This is a genomic window from Cognataquiflexum aquatile, from assembly GCF_003316845.1.
In the GTDB taxonomy this organism is placed as follows: Bacteria; Bacteroidota; Bacteroidia; order Cytophagales; family Cyclobacteriaceae; genus Cognataquiflexum; species Cognataquiflexum aquatile.
Genome location: NZ_QMIK01000002.1, coordinates 260613 through 282578, shown reverse-complemented (window position 1 = coordinate 282578; position 21966 = coordinate 260613). Strand labels below are relative to the sequence as shown.

Here is a 21966-nt window from a genome sequence, read left to right as displayed (position 1 = left end):
CTATCTTAAAATCAAACTCAAAAGATATTCCCATCAAAATTTTAATTTTGTGTATCCTTAAACAAATCCAGAAAAATGAAAAAAGCACTCATCCCTATTTTGATCATTGCTGTGATAGGCATATTCATGTACACCAAAGCAGTTGGGGTTTATAATATGTTTGTCCAAAATGAAGAAACAATCAATGGCCAATGGGCAGAAGTCCAAACACAATACCAAAGAAGGGCAGACCTGATTCCCAACCTTGTAAACACTGTAAAAGGGTATGCTGAATTTGAGCAGGAAACTTTGACCGGAGTGATTGAAGCCCGGGCAAAAGCCACCTCTATCAATATCAATGCAAATGACCTCAGCCCTGATAAAATAGCACAGTTTCAGGAAGCACAGGATCAGTTGAGCGGAGCTTTGAGCAGACTATTGGTGACGGTAGAAAAATATCCTGATCTGAAAGCCAACCAAAATTTCCTGGAATTGCAGGCCCAGTTGGAAGGAACTGAAAACAGGATTGCCGTGGCGAGAAGGAACTTTAACCAGTCAGTACAATCTTATAACTCAGACCTGAGAAAATTCCCGAACAACCTATTTGCAGGTTGGTATGGATTTGAAACCAAAGGTTATTTTGAAGCTGCTGCAGGTTCAGAAAATGCACCCACAGTACAATTTTAATTGATATGGCAGAAAATCTCTTTTCTCAGGAGGACAAAACCAGGATCATGTCTGCCATTGCAGCTGCCGAAATGGCCACTTCAGGGGAAATTCAGGTACATATAGAAAACCACTGCCGCCTTGACGTTTTGGACAGGGCGGCAGAGGTTTTTGAAACTCTCAAAATGCACAAGACCAAAGAAAGGAATGCCGTTCTGTTCTATTTGGCGGTAGCAGACCATAAGTTTGCCATTCTTGGTGATTCGGGCATCAATAAAGTCGTTCCGGAAAATTTTTGGGAGAAAATCAAAGAAGAAATGGGAAAATCATTTAAACAACATGCATTTACCGAAGGCCTGTCAAATGCCATTGAAGCCTGTGGTCAGCAGCTTAAAGCACACTTTCCCTACAATAATAAAGGAGATATCAACGAACTACCGGATGAAATTTCCTTTGGATAACAGCATCATGATCTATAAATACCTGTTTTCAATTCTATTTACCTTATTCCTTGTCGGAACACTTTCTGCCCAAGGTGATTTTCCTGCAGTCCCCAATCCACCAAAGTTGGTCAATGACTTTACGAACACCCTATCAGCGAGTGAGGTGGCAAGTCTGGAAAGTAAACTCGTTGCTTATAACGACAGCTCTTCCACGCAAGTCACCATAGTGATGATCCGGTCGGTAGGTCCTTATGATATCAGTGATTATACTTTTCAGTTGGGTGAAAAATGGGGAATAGGTCAGGCAAAGCTGGACAATGGAGTTTTGATTTTGGCAGCAATGGAAGACAGAAAGGTCTTCATCGCAACAGGCTATGGAATGGAAGGGGTATTGCCGGATATTTTGGCCAAAAGGATTGTGGATCAGTTGATTGTGCCAAATTTTAAGATGGAGGCATACTATGAGGGATTGGACAAAGCGACAGACATGATATTCAAACTGGCTTCCGGTGAATATGAAGCTGAAAAAGTAACTTCAACCGGTGAGCATGGAGGAGCGATAATTTTCTTTTTGATTTTCATTTTTATTTTCGTGATTCTCCCAATGATCAAAAACAGGAAGGACAATGACAACCACATGGGAGGTAAGGGAGGAGGAATAGACCTCTTTACCACCATCATGCTTGCCAATATGCTCAAAGGTGGCGGTAAGGGCAAATTTGGTGATTTTTCCTCAGGTCGCGGTGGATTTGGTGGCGGCGGTGGCGGCTTCGGTGGATTTGGTGGCGGGTCATTCGGTGGCGGAGGTGCAGGCGGAAGTTGGTAGGCTTTCTGATTTGACGACCTCAAAGTCCTATTCCTTGTTGTTAAGGCTCAAAATCTTCCTTTACTATTTAGGTCCAAATCTGTCCTCCATTCATTTTATCCTCAAGCACAGCTTCAAAAGAAATTCATTCAAAATGAGCCTATCTGTATTATAAAAATTCAAAAGCTCACCATTTATTGGTTCTTTCCGGCAGCAATTACCGCCAAATCAACCACCTCACTTCCTTTTTCAAGTAAAACGTTGGCACAAGTAATCAAAGTCGCTCCTGTGGTCATGACATCGTCAACTAGGAGCAATCTTTTTCCATGAACTTCATTGTTGGGATCGATATCAAAAACTTCAGCCACATTTTCAATCCGCTCCATTCTTGACTTTTTGGTTTGGGTTTCTGTATACTGAACCCTGATCAAAGACAACACAACAGGAATTCCCATAGACTCAGAGAGCCCTTTTGCAAACTGTTCACTTTGGTTGTAGCCTCTTTTCTTTTGCTTTACAGGATGAAGGGGGACAGGTGTGATTTGATCCCAATTGTTTGTAAATCCGTTTTCGTGGAGAATATTGCCATAGAGTCTTCCGATTTCCACACCTATCTCAGGTTTATTCTTGTACTTCAATTGATGCAAAAGACTTTGGCTAGCTCCTTTTTTTGAAAACCTCAAAAAAGACATAACCAAGTTAGGTTTGGTAAGCCCCATGATTTTAGTGACCAACTCATTGTTTTGGGGCCGGAGGTGATAATTGGTAATGGGAAGGGCGGCAATACACACTTTGCACAGCTGGTCTTCAAAGTCAAAAAGACGCCTTTTGCAGAGGCAACAGGTTTTTGGGAAAACCAAAGCCAAAAAATCTTCAAAAATCCTAGAATACATTTTCAAAATGGGCTGTTCGAACTGAATGACTGTAAATACCTGTTATATTTGCAATTGACTAAAAACTCCTTAAAATTTAATGAATTTAATAGAAGAATTCAATGCCTACAGAAGCGAAATGAATGAAAAAATCATGGCTTCGGATAACAAGGTCATCAAGCGTTTTTTCAATCTTGACACCAATACCTATGCAGAAGGTGCATTGGATGTCAAAACCAAAGAAATGATCGGTTTGGCATGTTCAATGGTCCTGCGCTGTGATGATTGTATCAAGTACCACCTGGGAAAGTCATATGAAGCCGGATTGAATAAAGAACAAATATTTGAGGTTTTTTCAATCGCCACTATTATAGGAGGTTCTATTGTAATTCCACATTTGAGAAGGGCTGTAGAATATTGGGAATTATTGGAACAAGAAGGGAAAAGTGATGTTTAAAAAAGATCTTGATCTGGAAAAACGCTGGAGCAAACTGCTGAAGGGGATGGAAGAGCTCATCGGAAAGAAGCCCAATGACCTGAATGGGGTGTTGTTTTTGATCGGAGTGCAGGAATTGGGGCAGGGAAACAGGAACTTTTCCAAAGAACAGAAGCAGGACTTGATGCATATAGGGATATGCAGGGTATTGAGTCAAGCCGGCTTTTATGAATTGGATTACATTGATCAAGACGGTTGGCCACATTGGAAGCTGGTAAACAAACTTCCCCATTTTGACGTGTTAGAACAAGAGAAGTTATTAAAAATACAGGTTCTCGAATATTTTGAAAGTGAATTTCAGATAGAGATCAAATAAAAAACTTATCATCAAAGAGTAATCCAAGAATCATGAAAATCGTATCCTATAATGTCAATGGTATCCGTGCTGCACTTACCAAAGGATTTGCAGAATGGCTAAAGGCCACAGACCCTGACATCATAGGATTACAAGAGATCAAAGCAGAAGAAGGCCAAATTGATAGGGCAATATTTGAGGATATGGGATACAATATTTATTGGTATCCAGCAGCAAAAAAAGGATATAGCGGGGTTGCCATTTTGAGCAAGATAAAACCCAACCATGTAGAGTACGGAGTTGCTATGCCTTTTTATGATGACGAGGGGAGGATAATTAGAGCAGATTTTGATGGGTTTTCTTTTGTTTCTGCGTATTTTCCCTCAGGAACCACCGGTGACGTGAGGCAAGATTTCAAATATAAGTTCTTGGATGACATTTATGGGTATTCACAGGACTTGATTAAAGCACACCCAAATCTTATTTTGAGTGGAGATTACAATATCTGTCATAAGCCGATAGACATACATAACCCGATATCGAATAAAAATTCCTCAGGTTTTCTACCTGAAGAAAGGGCTTGGATGGACAAATTCACAGCATCAGGCTTTATAGACACTTTCAGGCTTTTCAATCCGAATCCGCATCATTACACTTGGTGGAGTTACCGGGGAGGTTCAAGGTCTAAAAATCTCGGTTGGAGGATAGATTACCATATGTCAACAGAAGGAATGAGAGAGAAAATAAAAAGGTCTATTATCCTTCCCGAAGCTTATCATTCAGATCACTGTCCGATAATGATAGAAATAGAAAAATATTAAACAAACAACAAATATCAATACATTTTCCATGAATTCCATTAAAATTTCAATTCCTTCCTTAATAGAGAATATAAAGATTGTAGAAAGCTTTATAGATAATGCAAGGGAAAAATATCCGATTAATGAAGACATTTATGGGAACATTATGATTTCTGTAACTGAGTGTGTAACAAATGCCATCGTTCACGGTAATAATTTGGATGTGAATAAAAAAGTGGACCTTGAACTTCACCTTGATGAAAATCAGGTTGAATTTGTCATCATGGATGAAGGAAAAGGTTTTGATTTTGATCATTTGGTTGACCCTACTGCTCCGGAAAACTTAGAAAAAACAGGAGGCCGAGGCATTTTCATAATGAAACATCTTTCAGACGGGATTAAGTTTGAAGACAATGGAAGGAAGACGATACTAACATTTTACATGTGATATGGCAATTATTTTTTTTGAAGAGGACATCAAATTTTGCTTACCAGAAAAAAACAAAACCAAAAAGTGGCTGAAAGAAATAGCAAATCTTGAGCAATTCAAAATAGGAGAACTGAGTTATATTTTTTGTTCTGACGAATACCTATACCAAATCAATGTAGAATATCTAGACCACAAAACCTTAACGGATATAATTACCTTTGATAATTCTGAAAAAGAGAAAACCATCGAGGGAGATATCTTTGTAAGTATTGACAGGGTAAGAGACAATGCGGTCAAAGAAAATGTAACATTTGAAAAAGAACTTAAAAGGGTCATGAGCCACGGGCTTTTGCACCTCATGGGTTATAAAGACAAAAAAGAAGATGATAGAATCAAAATGAGAGAAATGGAAAACAAAGCCATAGCCTTATTTGATGTACTTCATGTTCCACGTGAAACAAAAAGTCCCGGTTCAGTTTGAATCAATAAAATTGTTTCACGTGAAACAATTTAAAATTATGAGATATGTTTCCAGTATATGATGTAATTGTAGTAGGGGCGGGACATGCCGGCTGTGAAGCCGCACATGCAGCAGCAAAAATGGGTTCAAAAGTACTCCTCTGTACGATGAACATGAATACCATTGCACAAATGTCGTGCAACCCGGCTATGGGCGGCGTAGCCAAGGGACAGATAGTTAGAGAAATCGACGCCTTAGGAGGTATGTCCGGAATAATATCCGACAAATCTATGATCCAATTCAGAATGTTGAACAGGTCAAAAGGTCCGGCTATGTGGTCTCCAAGGTCACAAAATGACAGGATGAAATTTGCAGAAGAGTGGAGACTAGCGCTAGAACAGACTCCCAATGTGGATTTTTGGCAAGAAATGATCAGCGGATTACTGATAAAAGACAATAGGGCTGTTGGCGTAAAAACAGGAATAGGTGTAGAAATTCAATCAAAATCAGTTGTTCTCACCAACGGAACATTTCTAAACGGAATCATCCATATAGGGGAAAAACAATTCGGTGGCGGGAGAACAGGTGAATCTGCAGCAAAAGGAATCACAGAACAACTTGTCAAGTTGGGTTTCGAAGCCGGAAGAATGAAAACCGGTACCCCACCAAGGGTGGATGGCAGGTCTTTGGATTATACCAAAATGGAAGTCCAACATGGAGATGAAAATCCTGAAAAATTCTCCTATTCCGACGAAACCACAACATTAAAAGAACAAAGGAACTGTTGGATTACCTACACAAATAAAGAAGTGCACAACTCCTTAGAGAAAGGATTTGACCGGTCACCCATGTTCAATGGCAGAATTCAAGGATTGGGGCCTAGATATTGTCCTTCCATAGAAGATAAAATCAACCGCTTTTCTGAACGTGACAGGCACCAAATCTTCGTAGAACCGGAAGGTTGGAAAACAGTCGAAATGTACATCAATGGCTTTTCTACATCCCTACCGGAGGATGTCCAATATGAAGCGATGAGAAAAATACCCGGTTTCGAAAACGCCAAAATGTTTAGACCTGGTTATGCCATAGAATACGATTTCTTTCCACCTACACAATTAAAATTAAGTTTAGAAACTCATTTGATTGAAAACCTATTCTTTGCCGGACAAATCAACGGGACTACAGGTTATGAAGAAGCAGCATCCCAAGGTTTAATGGCGGGAATTAATGCTTCAAGAAAAGTTCAGGAACAAGATCCGTTTCTCTTAAAAAGATCCGACGCCTATATTGGCGTTTTGATAGATGATTTGATCAACAAAGGGACCGAAGAACCATACAGGATGTTCACATCAAGGGCGGAATTTAGGCTATTGCTAAGACAAGACAACGCTGACCTTAGACTTACACAAATGGGTCATGAAATGGGATTAGCTGATGACAGAAGACTGGAAAAGATGTTGGACAAGAAATCTGATACAGCAAAATTGATCAATGATTTAAAACAGAAGAAATTGTCTCCAGACTTGGTAAACGAAGGCCTTGAAGGCTTTGACACCGCTACCATCAAAGAAAAGATAACAGTAGAAAAACTTTTGAAAAGACCACAGATTGGCTTGGCTGAGGTAATGAATCTGGACGCTGATATCAAACTATACCTGTCCAAATATAGCAAAGTGGTCCTCGAACAAGCAGAAATCCAAATCAAATACGACAGCTATATTGACAAAGAACAACAGATGGTTGAAAAAATGAATAACATGGAAAATTACAGGATTCCTGTGCATTTTGATTATTTGGCCATTACTGCACTTTCTGCAGAAGGAAAGCAGAAACTAAACAAGATAAAGCCTGAAACTATGGGTCAAGCCTCCCGAATAAGTGGAGTCACCCCTGCAGATTTATCCATCCTCACCGTTTATTTGGGAAGATAATGTCACAAGAAAGATTAAACAAATGCCCGCTATGTAACAGCGGGCTTTTTCTTAATCACCAAGAAGTTACAGACTTCTCAGTAAGCCAAGAAAAATTCCTTTTGTGCAAATGCACTTCATGCAATCTGATCTTTACCAATCCAAGGCCGGATGATAAACACATCGGAAAGTACTACCAATCGGAAGATTACATTTCCCATCAAAATAAGTCCACAAACATTATCAATATCCTATACAAATGGGTTAGAAATCTGACTATAAAATCAAAGGTTTCTTGGTTGAACCAATACACAGAAAAAAAGGGATCATTGCTTGATATTGGATGTGGTACAGGATATTTTCTTTCAGCAGCCAAACAAAACGGTTGGAAAACATATGGAATCGAACCAAATGAGACCGCAAGGAAAATCGCTTCAACAAAAAAATTGAAAATATCAGAAAACATTGGTGACTTCAAAAAGAATAAAAAATTTGATGCAATAAGTCTATATCATGTCCTGGAACACGTCCACAATCTGAGGAAAACAGGCAAAAAAATTGTTGAACTTTTACAGGATAATGGAACAATATTCATTGCTGTTCCCAACAACAACTCTTATGATGCAAAAATCTATGGGACACATTGGGCAGCATTTGATGTCCCGAGGCATCTTTATCACTTCAACCAAGAAACTATACAGTCATTTGCTGAAGAATTTGATCTCAAAATTATCGGAATCCAACCAATGAAATATGACAGCTATTATGTCTCTCTTTTGTCCGAAAATTATTTAAATCCAAAATCAAATAGAATTATAAAAATGATACGGGCTTTCATAAATGGCTATAAATCAAATACATGGGCAAAGAAAAACCATAATAACTATTCAAGTATATTGTTTATTTTAAAGAAGAAATGAAATATATTAATCAAATATTTGGACTCATTATAATTATCCTACTTATATCGTGTGCAAAACAAAGCTCGCCGTTAGGTGGACCAAAAGATGAAGAACCACCAAAACTATTATCCATTAATCCTTCCAATGAATCACTTAATGTAAAGCCTACAACAATTGAGTTGGAGTTTGATGAATACATCAAAACCGAAACACCCAACAAACAAATTATCATTACTCCAAGGATCAATAAAGATGAAATGGAGGTAACTACAAACAAAAACCGGGTTACCATCAAACTAAACCAAGACCTGGAGGACAGCACAACCTATGTCTTCAACTTCCAAAAATCAATCAAGGACATCACTGAAAACAATATACCTGAAAACCTCCAACTGGTGTTTTCAACAGGCCCAAAAATAGATAGTTTGACAGTTTCAGGAAAAGTTTCTTTTATACTACCACAACGGGATAAAAATATAACAGATGTTCTCGTGGGATTATATACCACAGAAGACACAACAGATGTCTTGACCGGATCACCCTATTACATCGGTCAAACAGATTCAACAGGGAACTTCAAGCTCAACAACATCAAAGCAGGTACTTACAAAGCTTACGCCTGGCATGACCAAAACAATTCGCTCAAAGCAGAAGAAAAACAGGAGGCATATGGTTTTTTATCTGATTCCATCGAAATCTCCGGAAACATCACAGATGCTCAATTTTTCCTTTCTAAAGCCGATCTTTCAGAATTCAAGATAAACAGAACAGGAGTATCAGGCACAAGCTATGACATCGTCATCAGTAAATTTCCTGTAAAAGTAAAGGTAGAACACGAGGACTTGAATAAGACCCTTTTTTACAGACAAAATGAAAAGACCATCAGACTATACCACACTACCTTAAGAAATGACAGCATCCCCGTAAAAATAGCCTTAACAGACTCTGTAGGATTCAAATTAGATACTTTAATATATAGCAAATTTGAAAACTCAGAAAGAAAAAATGAGAAACTTGAACCAACACTGAACGGTCGAAAAAACTTTATTTCCACTATTCAGGCAGAGATCAAATTCAACAAACCTTTGTCTGAAGTTAATTACGATTCATTGTTTATCGAATATGATAGTGCATCATTCATTTTTATAAAACCGGAAATGCTCTCATTCAAAGACAGTGCAGACAGAACTTTATTGAGCTTAAACATAACGGTACCGGATTCCCTGAAGAAGGAAATATATAATTTTCAGGCGATGGATTCTACATTTAAAGACATTGAAGGCGAATACAACGAAAAGAAAATTGAAACTTCATTCAAAAGACTGGATAAAGAAACATTAGCAGAAGAAATAAAAGTTATAGTCAACACAGACATTCTTCCGATTATAGTCCAGATCCAAGACAAAAAAGAGGAAATCATCGCTGAACAATACCTTACCAAATCAAATACTGCGGTTTTTCAAAACATAGAACCAGGTACCTATACCATAAGAGCAATCTTAGACATCAATCAAAACGGGTCATGGGACACTTCTAATATGGTCCAAAACAGACAAGCCGAACCAATATATTACCTAGAAAACAGTGAAAATGAAAACCCTAGAGACACTATAATACGCGGAGGTTGGTCTTTAGAAGTCACGATAGAAGCAAATAAACAGCCTACACCAACGAAAAAACAAGAAAAATTGCCTCAATAAATGTAGATAACAGGATTATTATCTGTGCATAACTTCTCATAACATGAGTATAACATTACACTTATCCATAGGCAAGATACCTTCAGCCAGAAATAAAAAGAAGTAAAAGGATAAGTACTGAACCATCCACAGTTATTCACAAATACGAACACAGCAACCAACCCACATTTATGTTTTTTCATTTTCCCACATTAAACATACTTTTTAAAAAATATCACTGAAATCCAAGCATTTAATAAATAAATCTGTGTGGATTAAAAGTGGAGAACAATATGACAACTAGAATTCAATATGTTGATTACTTAAAGCAGAAAGATTATCCACAAATCCACACCTTAATAACAACAGTAGTTTTATTTAATTAAATAATATATTAAATATATAAAGCTGTGGAAAATAGATAAACATCTGTTTTTTGGTTTACTGAAAGGTTTTATCTAATTTCAACAACCTTCCTAACCCAATATAATCATGCAAATCAACAGACTCTTCGACCTGATCAATTTCCAAATTGCAACATATGACAAGCCGGTTGCCTTAGCGCAAAAAGTCAATGGTTCTTGGAAAACTTATTCAAGCAGGGATTTAAAAAAAATTGTAGATAACCTCAGTCTGGCGTTTCTGAAGACTGGAATTGCGAAAGACGACAAAGTCGCCATTATTTCTGACAATAGACCAGAGTGGAATTTTATCGATCTAGCATTACAGCAAATCGGTGCTGTTTCTGTTCCCATGTACCCGACCATATCTGCTGATGATTACAATTACATTTTTCATCATGCGGATGTCAAGAAGGTTTTTGTAGGCAGTCAGGAAATCTTTGAAAAAGCAGTCGAAGGATCCAAAGATATGGATATCCAAATTGTGTCTTTTGATAAAATTAAGGGTTGCGAAAATTGGGAAGATTTTATGGCAAGAGGCGAAGGTGGAAACCTGGCGGATCTTGATGCCATGAAGGAAGCAGTGAAGTATAGCGACCTTTTTACAATTATTTATACATCCGGCACAACCGGAAGACCAAAAGGAGTCATGCTGACACACTCCAATGTCATCAGTAACCTTTATGCCATTGAAGATCGGATGATTATCCCCAGAGGAGAAGCCAAAGCATTAAGCTTTCTCCCGCTTTGCCATATTTATGAACGCACAGGTTCATTTTGCTTTATGTTTATGGGAGTATCCATTTACTATGCAGAAAGCATGGAAGCAATCGGTGAAAACCTCAAAGAAGTACAGCCGCATATTTTCAACACTGTTCCAAGGCTTCTGGAAAAAGTCTATGACAAAATCGTTTCCAAAGGTTATGAACTTACAGGCGTAAAGAAATCTCTTTTCTTTTGGGCTTTGAATCTTGGGCTAAAATATGAACCTAATAAAAACCAAGGTTCATGGTATAATTTCCAATTAAAACTTGCGAATAAGATCATATTCAGTAAATGGCGTGAAGCTTTGGGAGGCAATGTGATGCAAATCAATTCCGGTGCATCTGCCCTGCAACCAAGATTGGCAAGGGTGTTTTGGAGTGCCGGTATTCCTGTCAACGAAGGATATGGACTTACCGAAACTTCCCCGGTCGTTTCTGCTTCAATTTGTAACCTTCAGGATATTCGGATTGGCATGGTAGGGAAGATAGTCCGGGACGTTGAAGTCAAAATTGCTGCTGATGGAGAAATTTTGGTAAAAGGCCCCAATGTGATGCAAGGCTATTATAAACAGCCTGACTTGACAGCTGAGGTATTGGAACCTGACGGATGGTTCCACACAGGAGATATTGGAGAGCTTCATGAAGGTCATTATCTCAAAATTACTGACCGTAAAAAAGAGATGTTCAAGACTTCTGGTGGCAAATACATAGCACCACAGCCTATGGAAAACAAGTTCAAAGAATCTTCTTTGATCGAACAGGTTTTGGTAGTTGGAGAAAATAAAAATTACCCGGCGGCTTTGATCGTACCAAGTATCATGGGGTTACAGGATTGGTGCCGACATAAAGACATTCCTTATACCACAGATGCCGAAATGCTCCAAAAGCCCGAGATACTTGATAAGTTCCAAAAGGAAATTGATAATCTCAACAAGTACTTTGGCAAATGGGAGCAGGTCAAAAGATTCAAGATTCTGACCCAACAGTGGACAGTGGAATCAGGTGAATTAACTCCGACAATGAAACTGAAAAGGAAAATTATCCACCAAAAATTTGCCAAAGAAATCGAATCCCTATACGCTTAACAATAAATTCAAATAAGAATCTTATTTTGGGATAATCTCAATTTTACCGTCCAAACCATAATTAAAAACTATATTCTGTAAATATTCAGAATATAGTTTTTTTTATTTACCCAAACCCTAAACTTAATTTCTTATGCATGCATAACTTTTTTTCAATTTAGTATGCATGCATACAATATTTTTATTACATTAGGCGTACTAAAATACACCTATGAAGCGCGAAGAGACAGTTGACTATCATATCAAGAGTGCCTGGCATGCGATTTCCAGGATGTACAATCAAAAAGCAGCTCAGGAAGATTTCACGACCGCCATCGGATTTGTATTGATCAATATCAACTCAAAGGAAGGAACACCTGCTACCAAAATCGCCCCGCTAATGGGGTTGGAGGCCCGAAGCCTTACCCGCATGCTAAAGAGTATGGAAGAGAAAGGGCTGATTTACAAAAAACCCGATCCCATTGACAAGAGATCGGTGAGGATTTTTCTGACCCCGGAAGGAAAGAGGAAAAAGGAAATCTCCGTACAGACGATCATGGAATTCAACGAGCAGGTAAGAGAAGTGGTCAGTAGCGAAGAATTGGAGACCTTTTTTGCCGTTTTCCAAAAGATCAACCATGTGATAGATAATTTACAAACAGAAACTATAAACCCCAATGAGTACAACAGTCAGTTGTATGAAATTTAAAACCAACACATTTTATGAAAAGAACCATTAAGAAAGTAGCCATTTTAGGTTCAGGAGTGATGGGGTCAAGGATTGCCTGCCATTTTGCCAATATTGGCGTGCAGGTTTTGCTTCTTGATATTGTCCCCAACGAGCCTAATGAGGATGAAAAGAAAAAGGGCCTGACCGTTAGTGATAAATCCGTCAGGAACCGGATTGTGAATACAGCGCTTGACAATACCTTAAAGGCAAAGCCTGCATCATTGTATGACGCTACTTCGATCGCGAGGATTACCACAGGAAATTTTGATGATGATTTGCCAAAAATCAAAGATTACGATTGGGTAATGGAAGTCGTCGTCGAAAGGTTGGACATCAAGCAATCACTTTTTGAGAAAGTAGAGAAACACAGGAAACCTGGAACTTTGATCACTTCCAATACTTCGGGTATTCCGATGCACTTGATGAGTGAAGGCAGGTCAGAAGACTTTCAGGTCAACTTTGCCGGAACCCACTTTTTCAACCCACCAAGATACCTCAGGTTACTCGAAATTATTCCCGGTCCAAAGACAAATCCCGAAGTCATCGACTTCCTCATGGATTTTGGGGATAGGTTTTTAGGCAAAGAAACTGTTTTTTGTAAAGACACTCCCGCATTCATCGCCAACAGGATCGGGGTTTATGCCATCATTTCAGGGATGCATGCTATTGAGAAAATGGGTCTTAGTGTATCTGAGGTAGACAAACTTACAGGACCAATCATCGGTCGGGCAAAATCAGCGACCTTCAGGACCATGGATGTGGTCGGTTTGGATACCACTGTCAATGTCTCCAATAACCTTTACAAGACATTGACCCACGATGAATCAAGAGACAAATTTCTTCTCCCAAATATTGTCAAAGTACTTTATGACAACAAATGGTTGGGAGACAAAACCGGTCAGGGATATTTCAAAATGATCCGCCACAAGGACGGGACCAAAGAACTGAAAGAACTTGATCTGAAGACTTTTGAATACAAAGACACTGAAAAACCAAAATTCAAAGCCTTGGAGGCTTCAAAGGAAATCGATGACCTGAAGAAGAGAATCAAATTCTTGGTGAACTTCGATGACCGGGCGGGTGAATTTTATAGGGCATCTTTTTATGATCTCTTCAAATATTGCTCCCACCGGATCCCTGAAATCTCCGACGAACTATACAGAATTGACCAAGCTGTTTCAGCAGGATTTGGTTGGGAATTGGGTCCTTTCGAGACATGGGACATCCTTGGCGTCAAAGATACGGTAGAGAAGATGGAAGCTGCAGGAGAAAAAGCCGCTGCTTGGGTTCATGAAATGCTTGCTGCAGGACATGCATCTTTCTATAAAGTGGAAGGCGGACAGCGTAGATACTACGACATTCCTTCTAAATCCTATTTGCCAATACCTGGCGTGGAAGATTTTATCATCCTTGACACACTCAAGGCAGCCAACAAAAAACTTTGGGGCAATGCCGGTACGACCGTCTATGATTTGGGGGATGATGTCATCGGTTTGGAATTTCATACCAAGATGAACTCTATCGGTCAGGAAGTGATCGAGGGAATCAATACCGCAATCAATATGGCCGAAAAATCATATAAAGGCCTTGTCATCGGAAATGAAGGAGGTAACTTCTCCGCAGGAGCTAACCTTGCCATGTTGTTCATGTTTGCCGGAGATCAGGAGTTTGACGAAATCAACTTGATGATTGCCGGATTTCAAAACACCATGATGCGTGCACGGTATTCTTCCGTTCCGGTAGTTGTTGCACCCCATAATATGGCCCTTGGAGGAGGTTGTGAACTTTCGCTTCATGCAGATGCCGTACAAGCCCATGCAGAATTGTATATGGGTTTGGTGGAATTTGGAGTGGGATTGATTCCTGCGGGCGGAGGTACCAAAGAGATGACTTTGCGTTTTTCCAATGAATCCAAAGCAGGTGATGTGGAGCTCAACAGGCTACAGGAATATTTCATGAATATCGCCACTGCCAAAGTATCCACTTCGGCTGCTGAGGCAAGAGGATTGGGATACCTGCAGGTGAAGGATGCGATCACCATCAACCGCAAGCGTCAGCTCGCCGATGCCAAGGCTAAAGTTTTGGCTTTATATGAAGCCGGATACATCCAACCTGTGCAGCAAACCAATATCAAGGTCCTGGGAAAAACCTCCCTGGCACTTTTCGAAGCGGGTATCACCGGTATGGTCTACGGCAATTACATTTCCCAACATGATGCCAAAATCGCAAGGAAATTGGGTTGGGTCATGTCAGGAGGCGATCTGTCATCCGCGACCGAAGTCAGCGAACAGTACTTACTCGATCTTGAGCGCGAAGCATTCTTGAGCTTGACAGGGGAGAAAAAAACCCTGGAAAGGATACACAGCATCTTGTTTAAAGGTAAACCGCTGAGAAACTGAGAGACGAGAAGCGAGAAACGAGAGGCGAGATAAAAATCAAAAACCTAATTTAAGAAAAGATGAAGTTGAAGCACAATTTTAAAAATCTGAAAGTTTGGCAAAAATCAGTGGATTTGGCAGTTAAGGTTTATGAAATAAGCCAATCATTTCCTTCTGAAGAAAAGTTCGGAATCACTTCACAAATGAGAAGATCGAGTGTTTCTGTCCCTTCAAATATTGCAGAGGGTACAGCAAAAAACACCTCTAAGTCCTTTTCAAATTCTTTAGATATTAGCCTTGGTGAAAGTTTCGAACTGGAGACGCAAGCGATTATCGCCAACAGAGTTGGGATTTTAAATAATGATGCTTTCAAAGATTTAGATTCCGATATCGATGAGATTCAAAAAATGATTATTGGTTTCAAATCTACAGTAGAATCAAATCCTTATTAAAGACCTCCAATCATCATTTGCCCGGAGTCTAATCTCTCGCATCTCGGTTCTCGCATCTTAACTTAAATACCTGAACAAACATCAAATTAATAATAAACCTCAATCTAGAAAGAAACATGGAAGCATATATAGTAAACGGATACAGATCGGCGGTAGGAAAAGCCAAAAAAGGCGGCTTCAGATTCTACCGGCCTGACGATTTGGCCTCAGATGTCATCAAGCACCTTGTGGCCAACACGCCCGGATTGGAAAACAAAATGGTCGATGACCTGATTGTGGGCAATGCCATCCCGGAAGCCGAACAGGGCATGCAGATGGGAAGGATGATTTCCCTTTTGGCACTCGGTATCGACAACCCGGGTTTTATCATCAACAGATACTGCGGTTCGGGATTGGAGGCCATCGCGCTTGCAGTAGGAAAAATCAAAGCAGGAATGGCCGATTGCATTATTGCAGGTGGCACAGAGTCCATGTCCATGCTCCCGATGATGGGATATAAGACTGTCCTCAACTGGAAAATCGCCTCCCAGACTCCGGAATATTACCTGAGCATGGGTTTGACAGCTGAAGAACTCGCCAAGGATTATGAAATCACCCGTGAACAGGCAGATGAATTTTCTGCAAATTCCCATACCAAAGCTTTGGCAGCCATCGCCGCCGGCAAATTCAAAGAGCAGATCGTCCCGGTAGAAGTGGAAGAAACTTATCTCGATGAAAAAGGGAAAAGGAAAATCAGAAAAACCATCGTTGACACAGACGAAGGGCCAAGGGCAGGAACGACTTCTGAAGTCCTTGCTAACCTCAAGCCGGCCTTCAAAATGAACGGACAGGTGACAGCAGGAAATTCCTCCCAAACCTCTGACGGGGCCGCATTCGTGGTCGTGATGTCTGAGCGTATGGTTAAGGAACTTAACCTAGAACCGATCGCAAGGATGATGTCTTACGCTGTAGCAGGCGTGGATCCTAGGATCATGGGCATCGGTCCAAAAGAAGCTGTGCCAAAAGCCCTGAAACAAGCCGGATTGACCCTGGATAAAATTGACCTGATCGAATTGAATGAGGCTTTTGCTGCACAGGGTTTGGCAGTGATCAAATCGCTTGATATGGACATCAGCAAAGTCAATGTCAATGGAGGTGCAGTCGCACTCGGCCACCCGCTAGGATGTACCGGAGCCAAACTTTCCGTGCAGCTTTTTCACGAACTCCGCAGACAAAACAAAAAGTACGGGCTTGTCACAGCCTGCGTCGGCGGCGGTCAGGGAGTTGCGGGGGTGTTTGAGTTATTGCGGTAATGTTTGAAGTCAAGTGTAAGAAAGACAAAAGACATAAGACTCAAGACACAAGATTTTAAAAACTTAAATCTTAACGATATGCATAATTATAAAGAATTGAATGTCTGGAAAAGATCAATCAATCTAGCTGTCAAAGTCTATAAATTGTCTCAAAAATTTCCTTCTGATGAAAGGTTTGGATTGACATCACAGATCAGAAGATGCGCTGTATCAGTTCCATCCAATATTGCTGAAGGAGCAGGAAGAAGAACAAACGGTGAGTTTGTCAATTTTCTCGGAATATCCCATGGTTCTATTTGCGAATTGGAAACCCAACTCTACATAGGTTTCGAATTGGAATATATTGGCGCAGACCAATTAGAAGAAATCTCTTTAGAAGTGACAGAAATTCAAAAAATGCTTTATTCACTCATCATAAAATTTGAAAAATAAATAACCAAACATAAGCGGTAGTCTAGTTTATCTTATGTCTAGCGTCTTGTGTCTTATGTCTACAATTATGAGCACAATAACAAAAACCTCAATCAACGGCGGTGAATTCCTTGTCAAGGAAACCGAAGCGAAGGACATCTTCATTTTTGAAGAATTTACTGAAGAACAAAAAATGATGGCTCAGGCCTGTCAGGATTTTATCGATACCGAAATCCATCCACGCAGTGAGGAAATCGACAGCATGAAGCATCCTGAACTCGTTCCCTCCATCTTCAAAAAAGCCGGAGACCTCGGTCTCTTGGGGATCGCTGTCCCCGAGGAATTTGGCGGCATGGGCATGAGTTTTAACTCTTCTATGCTCATCGCTGACATCATCGGTGGAGCTGGATCTTTTTCCACCACTTACGGCGCACATACAGGCATCGGTACACTTCCGATTTTGTATTATGGTACTGAGGATCAAAAATCCAAATACCTACCCAAGTTGGCCACTGGTGAATGGGCAGCTTGCTATTGTCTCACAGAGCCGGATGCCGGTTCGGATGCCAACAGCGGAAAGACCAAAGCTACTTTGACCGAAGATGGCAAACACTACCTCATCAACGGACAAAAAATGTGGATCTCCAATGCGGGATTTGCAGACCTGTTCATCGTCTTTGCCAAAATCGAAAACGATAAAAACCTAACCGCATTTATTGTGGAAAAAGGATTTGGTGGCATTACCATGAATGAAGAAGAGAAGAAGATGGGTATCAAAGGTTCTTCCACCCGTCAGGTATTCTTCAACGACTGCAAAGTACCTGTGGAAAACATGCTTTCCGACAGACAGAACGGTTTCAAAATCGCAGTGAACATCCTTAATATTGGAAGGATCAAACTCGGTGCAGGCGTTTTGGGTGGCTGTAGATCTGTGGCTTCGATGTCGGTGAAGTATGCCGGAGAGCGCAAGCAGTTTGGAGTTTCGATCAATTCCTTTGGTGCTATCAAGCAAAAATTGGCAGAAATGGCCGTCAGAACTTATGCCTGCGAGTCACTTTGCTACCGTGCCGGTCAGGATATTGAAGACAGGATGGATGCCCTTGCTGCCGAAGGCATGCCGGATGCACAGGCTAAATTGAAAGCCTTGGAGGAATTTGCCATTGAAGCGGCAATAGCGAAAGTTCACGGTTCGGAAGTACTCGACTATGTTGTCGATCAGGGTGTGCAGGTCTATGGTGGCATGGGATATTCCGCAGATGCACCGATGGAGCGTGCTTATAGGGATGCCCGTATCTCCAGGATTTACGAAGGAACCAACGAAATCAACCGAATGCTGATGGTGGGCATGTTGCTCAAGAGGGCGATGAAAGGTGAAATCAACCTCTTCGAACCGGCAATGGCTGTTTCGGCGGAATTGACTTCTGTGCCGAGCTTCGAGACGGTAGATACTTCAGAGCTTTTTGCTGCAGAAAAAGAAACCATCAAGAAACTCAAAAAAGTATTTCTGATGGTCGGCGGAAAAGCAGCCATGGCTTTGGCAGACAAAATGGAGTCCGAGCAGGAAGTCATGATGAACCTTGCTGACCTGATGATTGAAATCTATGCTGCGGAGTCTGTCATCCTGAGAACAGAAAAACTCGTGGGCATGAGAGGTGAAGAAGCCTGTCAGCCGCAGATTGCGATGACGCAGGTATATCTTTTTGAGGCTGTGGAAAAAATCCAGACAGCAGCCAAAGAAGCTATTGCGGCATTTACCAAAGGTGACGAGCAGAAAGTGATGTTGATGGGATTGAAGCGGTATACCAAAGCCGACCTCGTCAATACCAAAGAGTTGAGAAGGCAGGTTGCGGATTATATGATTGAGAAGGGGAAATATCCTTTTTCTTAAAAATTTAGAGGCCCACAAAGGCACTAAGTCACGGAGGTATAATCTCACGCAAAGACGCAATGACGCAAAGAAAGCCTCCAGAAATGGGGGCTTTTTTGTTGCTATTCCGCTTCTGCAGAAGCAGATTAACTTATTATCCCACGCAAAGACGCTAATGCGCAAAGGAAAAATACTTTTAATCTCACGCAAAGGTCGCTAAAACGCAAAGAAGGCCTCCAGCAATGGGGGCTTTTTTGTTTTTGCTACCCTGCTTTTTCAGAAGCTTTATTAATATCTCGCAAAGCCGCTAAAGCGCAAAGGAAAAATACTTTTTATCTCGCAAAGCCGCAAAGCCCCAGTTTCTGGAAAGTCAGCTACTTGATCTCCTAATGATCTCCGATTTCAAACTTCCAACTTCCCCATCTCTCACCATTCACCTTTCACTTTTTAACTCAACCTTCATCCCTCAACCTTCATCCCTCAACCTTCATCCCTCAACCTTCATCCCTCAACCTTCATCCTTTCTGTACCTTTTCCATTATATTCGCAGGATTCCTTTTTTCTCTGCAACATGTTTTACTACAATTCCAAAGACTGGCTGCTTGCCATTTTCAAGATACCCAAAGCCGACACTTTACGGCCGCTTATCCCGACTTTGATTTTTATCGCCTTGTACTCTTGGGGGATCTTTTACTTAGAGGTCAATTACCTGAAGTTGTCCGAAAACAGCGATGCCCGAAACATCACCATTATGCATACCCTTTTGGGTTTTGCGATATCGATGCTGCTAGTCTTCAGGACCAACACAGCGTACGACAGGTGGTGGGAAGGACGGAAACTTTGGGGAAGTCTCGTGAACAACAGCCGGAATCTCGCCATCAAACTCCAGGTTTTTTTGCCGGTAGAAGACCATGGCTCCAGGACATTTTTTAAGCAAGTGATTCCGCTGTATGCTTTGGCACTTCGCAGGCATCTCCAAAAAGACAGTACCATGCTCCAACTTGATGAAAATCCCCATCCCGAGCTGCCCGACTTTGGTCACAAAGTACATGTACCCAATAAAGTGGCCGAAAGCATGATTTTCAAAATCCACAACTTATATAGGAATAAAGTGATCAGCGGGGACCAACTTATTGTCCTCAATGGAGAAATCAGTTCCTTTACCGACATCTGCGGTGCCTGTGAGCGGATCAAGAATACCCCGATTCCATTTAGCTACAGCGCTTTTATCAAGAAATTTATCTTTATCTATGTGGCGACGCTGCCCTTTGGCTTGGCGCTGTCGATGGGATACTTCACCATTCCGGTGACCACTTTCATGTTCTATGTCTTGGCAAGTCTCGAGCTCATCGCTGAGGAAATTGAAGACCCATTTGGTATAGACAGCAACGACCTGCCAATGTCCAAGATCGCCGAGAATATCAAAGGGAATGTGGGGGAGATTTTGGGGTAAGGTATGGAAACAAGAAGCGAGAGCCGAGAGGCGATACAAAGCCAATAAGGATCCTGTGCCAAAGGCATCCCTATATGATATCCCGAATATAGGTATGGAATAGCTTAGAGGCGGAGTATCTGTCGCTAGAACACGGAGTATCTATACCTCAGACACGGAGTATCCTTAATGAGAGGTGGGAGGATGGTATATTTTGGGATAAAGGAAAGTCAGATCAGTCACTATAAAAGCTAAAACCCGAAATTGGATATTTAGGATGTTAGTTTTATTTTAGGTAATTGAAATATATCCGCAACAGTTGCGCTTTGTGTTCCATATAGCATACATAGCGCAATGATTGCGTGAAGAAAACCGTAAGCTGTAAGCATAAGAGAACCTCTGTAGCAACATTTTGAAAATGAAGAACATTATCTTTTTGACAAGTTTATTAACCTTAATGTTTGCTTGTAGACCTAACAAACAAAGAGATATTTCGAATGCAGAATATGTTGAAATTGCTTTAGATAGTATTGAGTTTTACTCTATTCATAAAAACACTTACAATTTTGACTCATTAAAAAGCAACATTCTGACGCAAATTAATGACTCTACTAAAAGAGAGGTGGTGATTGAACTATTGAATTATGCCATTGATGAAGTTGATATCCACAGTTACATCCTGACTAAAGACCAATATAAAAATTTGGAAACTGGGAAAGCTCAACCTCACAAATACCCATTTCAAGGGGAAATGATTGATGGGAAATACGCACTGCTGACTCTTGATGGTTTTAAAGGAGTTGATTCAACATCTTCAGATAATTATGCGGATAGCTTACAGCGCTTATTATTGCATTTGCATAATAAAAAACCAATTGGCTGGATAGTTGACTTGAGAAATAACACAGGCGGTTGGGAATATCCAATGATAGCTGGACTTGGACCATTGTTAGGGGAAGGGATTTTGGCTTATGAAGTTAATAGAGACGGGAAAATAGAGAATGAATATTCGTATGCTAAACTAAATCAGAAAAGTATTCTGACAAAGCAAATAGAGCTAATTGATTCTGTAGTTATTTTTAATGAAAAGCCCTCTATTGTTGTTCTGATTGGAAATGAGACAGGCAGTGCTGGTGAGCTACTAACACTTTGTTTTTTAGACAACCCCAACACAATACTACTAGGCACACCTACCAATGGCGTTCCAACTGGTATTGCTGGTTTCTTTATGCCTGACAGTACTATGATTTGTGTTACTTCCTCTGTTTTTAAAAATAGAAATATGAAAGGAAATGGTAAACCTGTTCAACCTTACATTTATGAGTCAGATAACACCGAAATTCTTTCGAGAGCATATAAATGGATTGATGAAAACAGATAGATTGCCTGCAGCTGACACGGTAAGGGCAATAATGAAAAGACAGACAGTTTGAAAGGA

The 21966-nt window shown here is 40.5% G+C and carries 21 protein-coding genes; 20 read left to right on the top strand and 1 reads right to left on the bottom strand.

The genetic code is table 11. The features are described 5' to 3' along the window. The first annotated feature begins 75 nt into the window (after nt 1-75). Genes DQW11_RS07690 through DQW11_RS07680 form a run of 3 tightly spaced genes read left to right on the top strand, consistent with a single transcriptional unit; the run spans nt 76 to nt 1914 of the window. A complete protein-coding gene (locus tag DQW11_RS07690; protein WP_113923473.1) occupies nt 76-666 on the top strand; it encodes a LemA family protein in 591 nt (196 codons plus the stop codon). Between the two features lie 5 nt (nt 667-671). Then, nucleotides 672-1106: a TPM domain-containing protein gene (locus DQW11_RS07685; protein WP_113923472.1), complete on the top strand. Its 435-nt coding sequence runs from the start codon at nt 672-674 to the stop codon at nt 1104-1106. Then, nucleotides 1087-1914, top strand: coding sequence for a TPM domain-containing protein (locus DQW11_RS07680; protein WP_394337140.1), 828 nt, complete (start codon nt 1087-1089; stop codon nt 1912-1914). Before DQW11_RS07685 ends, DQW11_RS07680 begins: the two co-directional genes overlap by 20 nt. A gap of 173 nt (nt 1915-2087) precedes the next feature. Here the strand turns inward: DQW11_RS07680 and DQW11_RS07675 are convergent, their stop codons facing one another. Next, the gene (locus DQW11_RS07675) at nt 2088-2786 is read right to left on the bottom strand and encodes a ComF family protein (RefSeq protein WP_113923471.1); all 699 of its coding nucleotides are present in this window, start codon (nt 2784-2786) and stop codon (nt 2088-2090) included. A 79-nt stretch (nt 2787-2865) separates the two neighbouring features. Here DQW11_RS07675 and DQW11_RS07670 point away from each other — a divergent pair, with 79 nt between their 5' ends. The 17 genes from DQW11_RS07670 (at nt 2866) to DQW11_RS07585 (ending at nt 21909) form a co-directional block, all read left to right on the top strand. Further along, nucleotides 2866-3222, top strand: coding sequence for a carboxymuconolactone decarboxylase family protein (locus DQW11_RS07670; RefSeq protein ID WP_113923470.1), 357 nt, complete (start codon nt 2866-2868; stop codon nt 3220-3222). Beyond that, the gene (locus DQW11_RS07665; RefSeq protein WP_113923469.1) at nt 3215-3577 is read left to right on the top strand and encodes a hypothetical protein; all 363 of its coding nucleotides are present in this window, start codon (nt 3215-3217) and stop codon (nt 3575-3577) included. The genes DQW11_RS07670 and DQW11_RS07665 overlap by 8 nt, the downstream gene beginning before the upstream one ends. 32 nt (nt 3578-3609) lie before the next feature. Continuing rightward, on the top strand, nt 3610-4377 hold the full coding sequence (locus tag DQW11_RS07660; RefSeq protein WP_113923468.1) for an exodeoxyribonuclease III: 768 nt from the start codon (nt 3610-3612) through the stop codon (nt 4375-4377). 28 nt (nt 4378-4405) lie between these two features. Next, nucleotides 4406-4804: an ATP-binding protein gene (locus DQW11_RS07655; RefSeq protein WP_113923467.1), complete on the top strand. Its 399-nt coding sequence runs from the start codon at nt 4406-4408 to the stop codon at nt 4802-4804. Nucleotide 4805: 1 nt separating this feature from the next. Continuing rightward, nucleotides 4806-5267 carry an rRNA maturation RNase YbeY gene (ybeY, locus tag DQW11_RS07650; protein WP_113923466.1) on the top strand — a complete coding sequence of 154 codons (462 nt, stop codon included), beginning with the start codon at nt 4806-4808 and terminating at the stop codon, nt 5265-5267. Between the two features lie 44 nt (nt 5268-5311). Continuing rightward, nucleotides 5312-7177, top strand: coding sequence for a tRNA uridine-5-carboxymethylaminomethyl(34) synthesis enzyme MnmG (gene mnmG / locus DQW11_RS07645; RefSeq protein ID WP_113923465.1), 1866 nt, complete (start codon nt 5312-5314; stop codon nt 7175-7177). Beyond that, the gene (locus DQW11_RS07640; protein WP_113923464.1) at nt 7177-8076 is read left to right on the top strand and encodes a class I SAM-dependent methyltransferase; all 900 of its coding nucleotides are present in this window, start codon (nt 7177-7179) and stop codon (nt 8074-8076) included. The genes mnmG and DQW11_RS07640 overlap by 1 nt, the downstream gene beginning before the upstream one ends. Then, nucleotides 8073-9758: an Ig-like domain-containing protein gene (locus tag DQW11_RS07635; RefSeq protein WP_113923463.1), complete on the top strand. Its 1686-nt coding sequence runs from the start codon at nt 8073-8075 to the stop codon at nt 9756-9758. Before DQW11_RS07640 ends, DQW11_RS07635 begins: the two co-directional genes overlap by 4 nt. A 471-nt stretch (nt 9759-10229) precedes the next feature. Further along, nucleotides 10230-11987, top strand: coding sequence for an AMP-dependent synthetase/ligase (locus DQW11_RS07630; protein WP_113923462.1), 1758 nt, complete (start codon nt 10230-10232; stop codon nt 11985-11987). A gap of 211 nt (nt 11988-12198) precedes the next feature. Beyond that, on the top strand, nt 12199-12675 hold the full coding sequence (locus DQW11_RS07625; protein WP_113923461.1) for a MarR family winged helix-turn-helix transcriptional regulator: 477 nt from the start codon (nt 12199-12201) through the stop codon (nt 12673-12675). A 14-nt stretch (nt 12676-12689) separates the two neighbouring features. Further along, nucleotides 12690-15095 carry a 3-hydroxyacyl-CoA dehydrogenase/enoyl-CoA hydratase family protein gene (locus tag DQW11_RS07620; protein WP_113923460.1) on the top strand — a complete coding sequence of 802 codons (2406 nt, stop codon included), beginning with the start codon at nt 12690-12692 and terminating at the stop codon, nt 15093-15095. Between the two features lie 59 nt (nt 15096-15154). Further along, nucleotides 15155-15526, top strand: coding sequence for a four helix bundle protein (locus DQW11_RS07615; protein WP_113923459.1), 372 nt, complete (start codon nt 15155-15157; stop codon nt 15524-15526). 116 nt (nt 15527-15642) lie between these two features. Next, nucleotides 15643-16818 carry a thiolase family protein gene (locus tag DQW11_RS07610; RefSeq protein WP_113923458.1) on the top strand — a complete coding sequence of 392 codons (1176 nt, stop codon included), beginning with the start codon at nt 15643-15645 and terminating at the stop codon, nt 16816-16818. A 78-nt stretch (nt 16819-16896) separates the two neighbouring features. Then, the gene (locus DQW11_RS07605; protein ID WP_113923457.1) at nt 16897-17250 is read left to right on the top strand and encodes a four helix bundle protein; all 354 of its coding nucleotides are present in this window, start codon (nt 16897-16899) and stop codon (nt 17248-17250) included. A 67-nt stretch (nt 17251-17317) separates the two neighbouring features. Then, the gene (locus DQW11_RS07600; protein WP_113923456.1) at nt 17318-19117 is read left to right on the top strand and encodes an acyl-CoA dehydrogenase family protein; all 1800 of its coding nucleotides are present in this window, start codon (nt 17318-17320) and stop codon (nt 19115-19117) included. A 550-nt stretch (nt 19118-19667) separates the two neighbouring features. Continuing rightward, nucleotides 19668-20549, top strand: a complete 882-nt coding sequence (locus tag DQW11_RS07590; RefSeq protein ID WP_113923454.1) for a bestrophin family protein — start codon at nt 19668-19670, stop codon at nt 20547-20549. Nucleotides 20550-20946: 397 nt separating this feature from the next. Then, nucleotides 20947-21909 (top strand): S41 family peptidase, encoded by a 963-nt coding sequence (locus DQW11_RS07585; RefSeq protein WP_113923453.1) that lies wholly within the window; start codon nt 20947-20949, stop codon nt 21907-21909. The last annotated feature ends 57 nt before the right edge of the window (nt 21910-21966 follow it).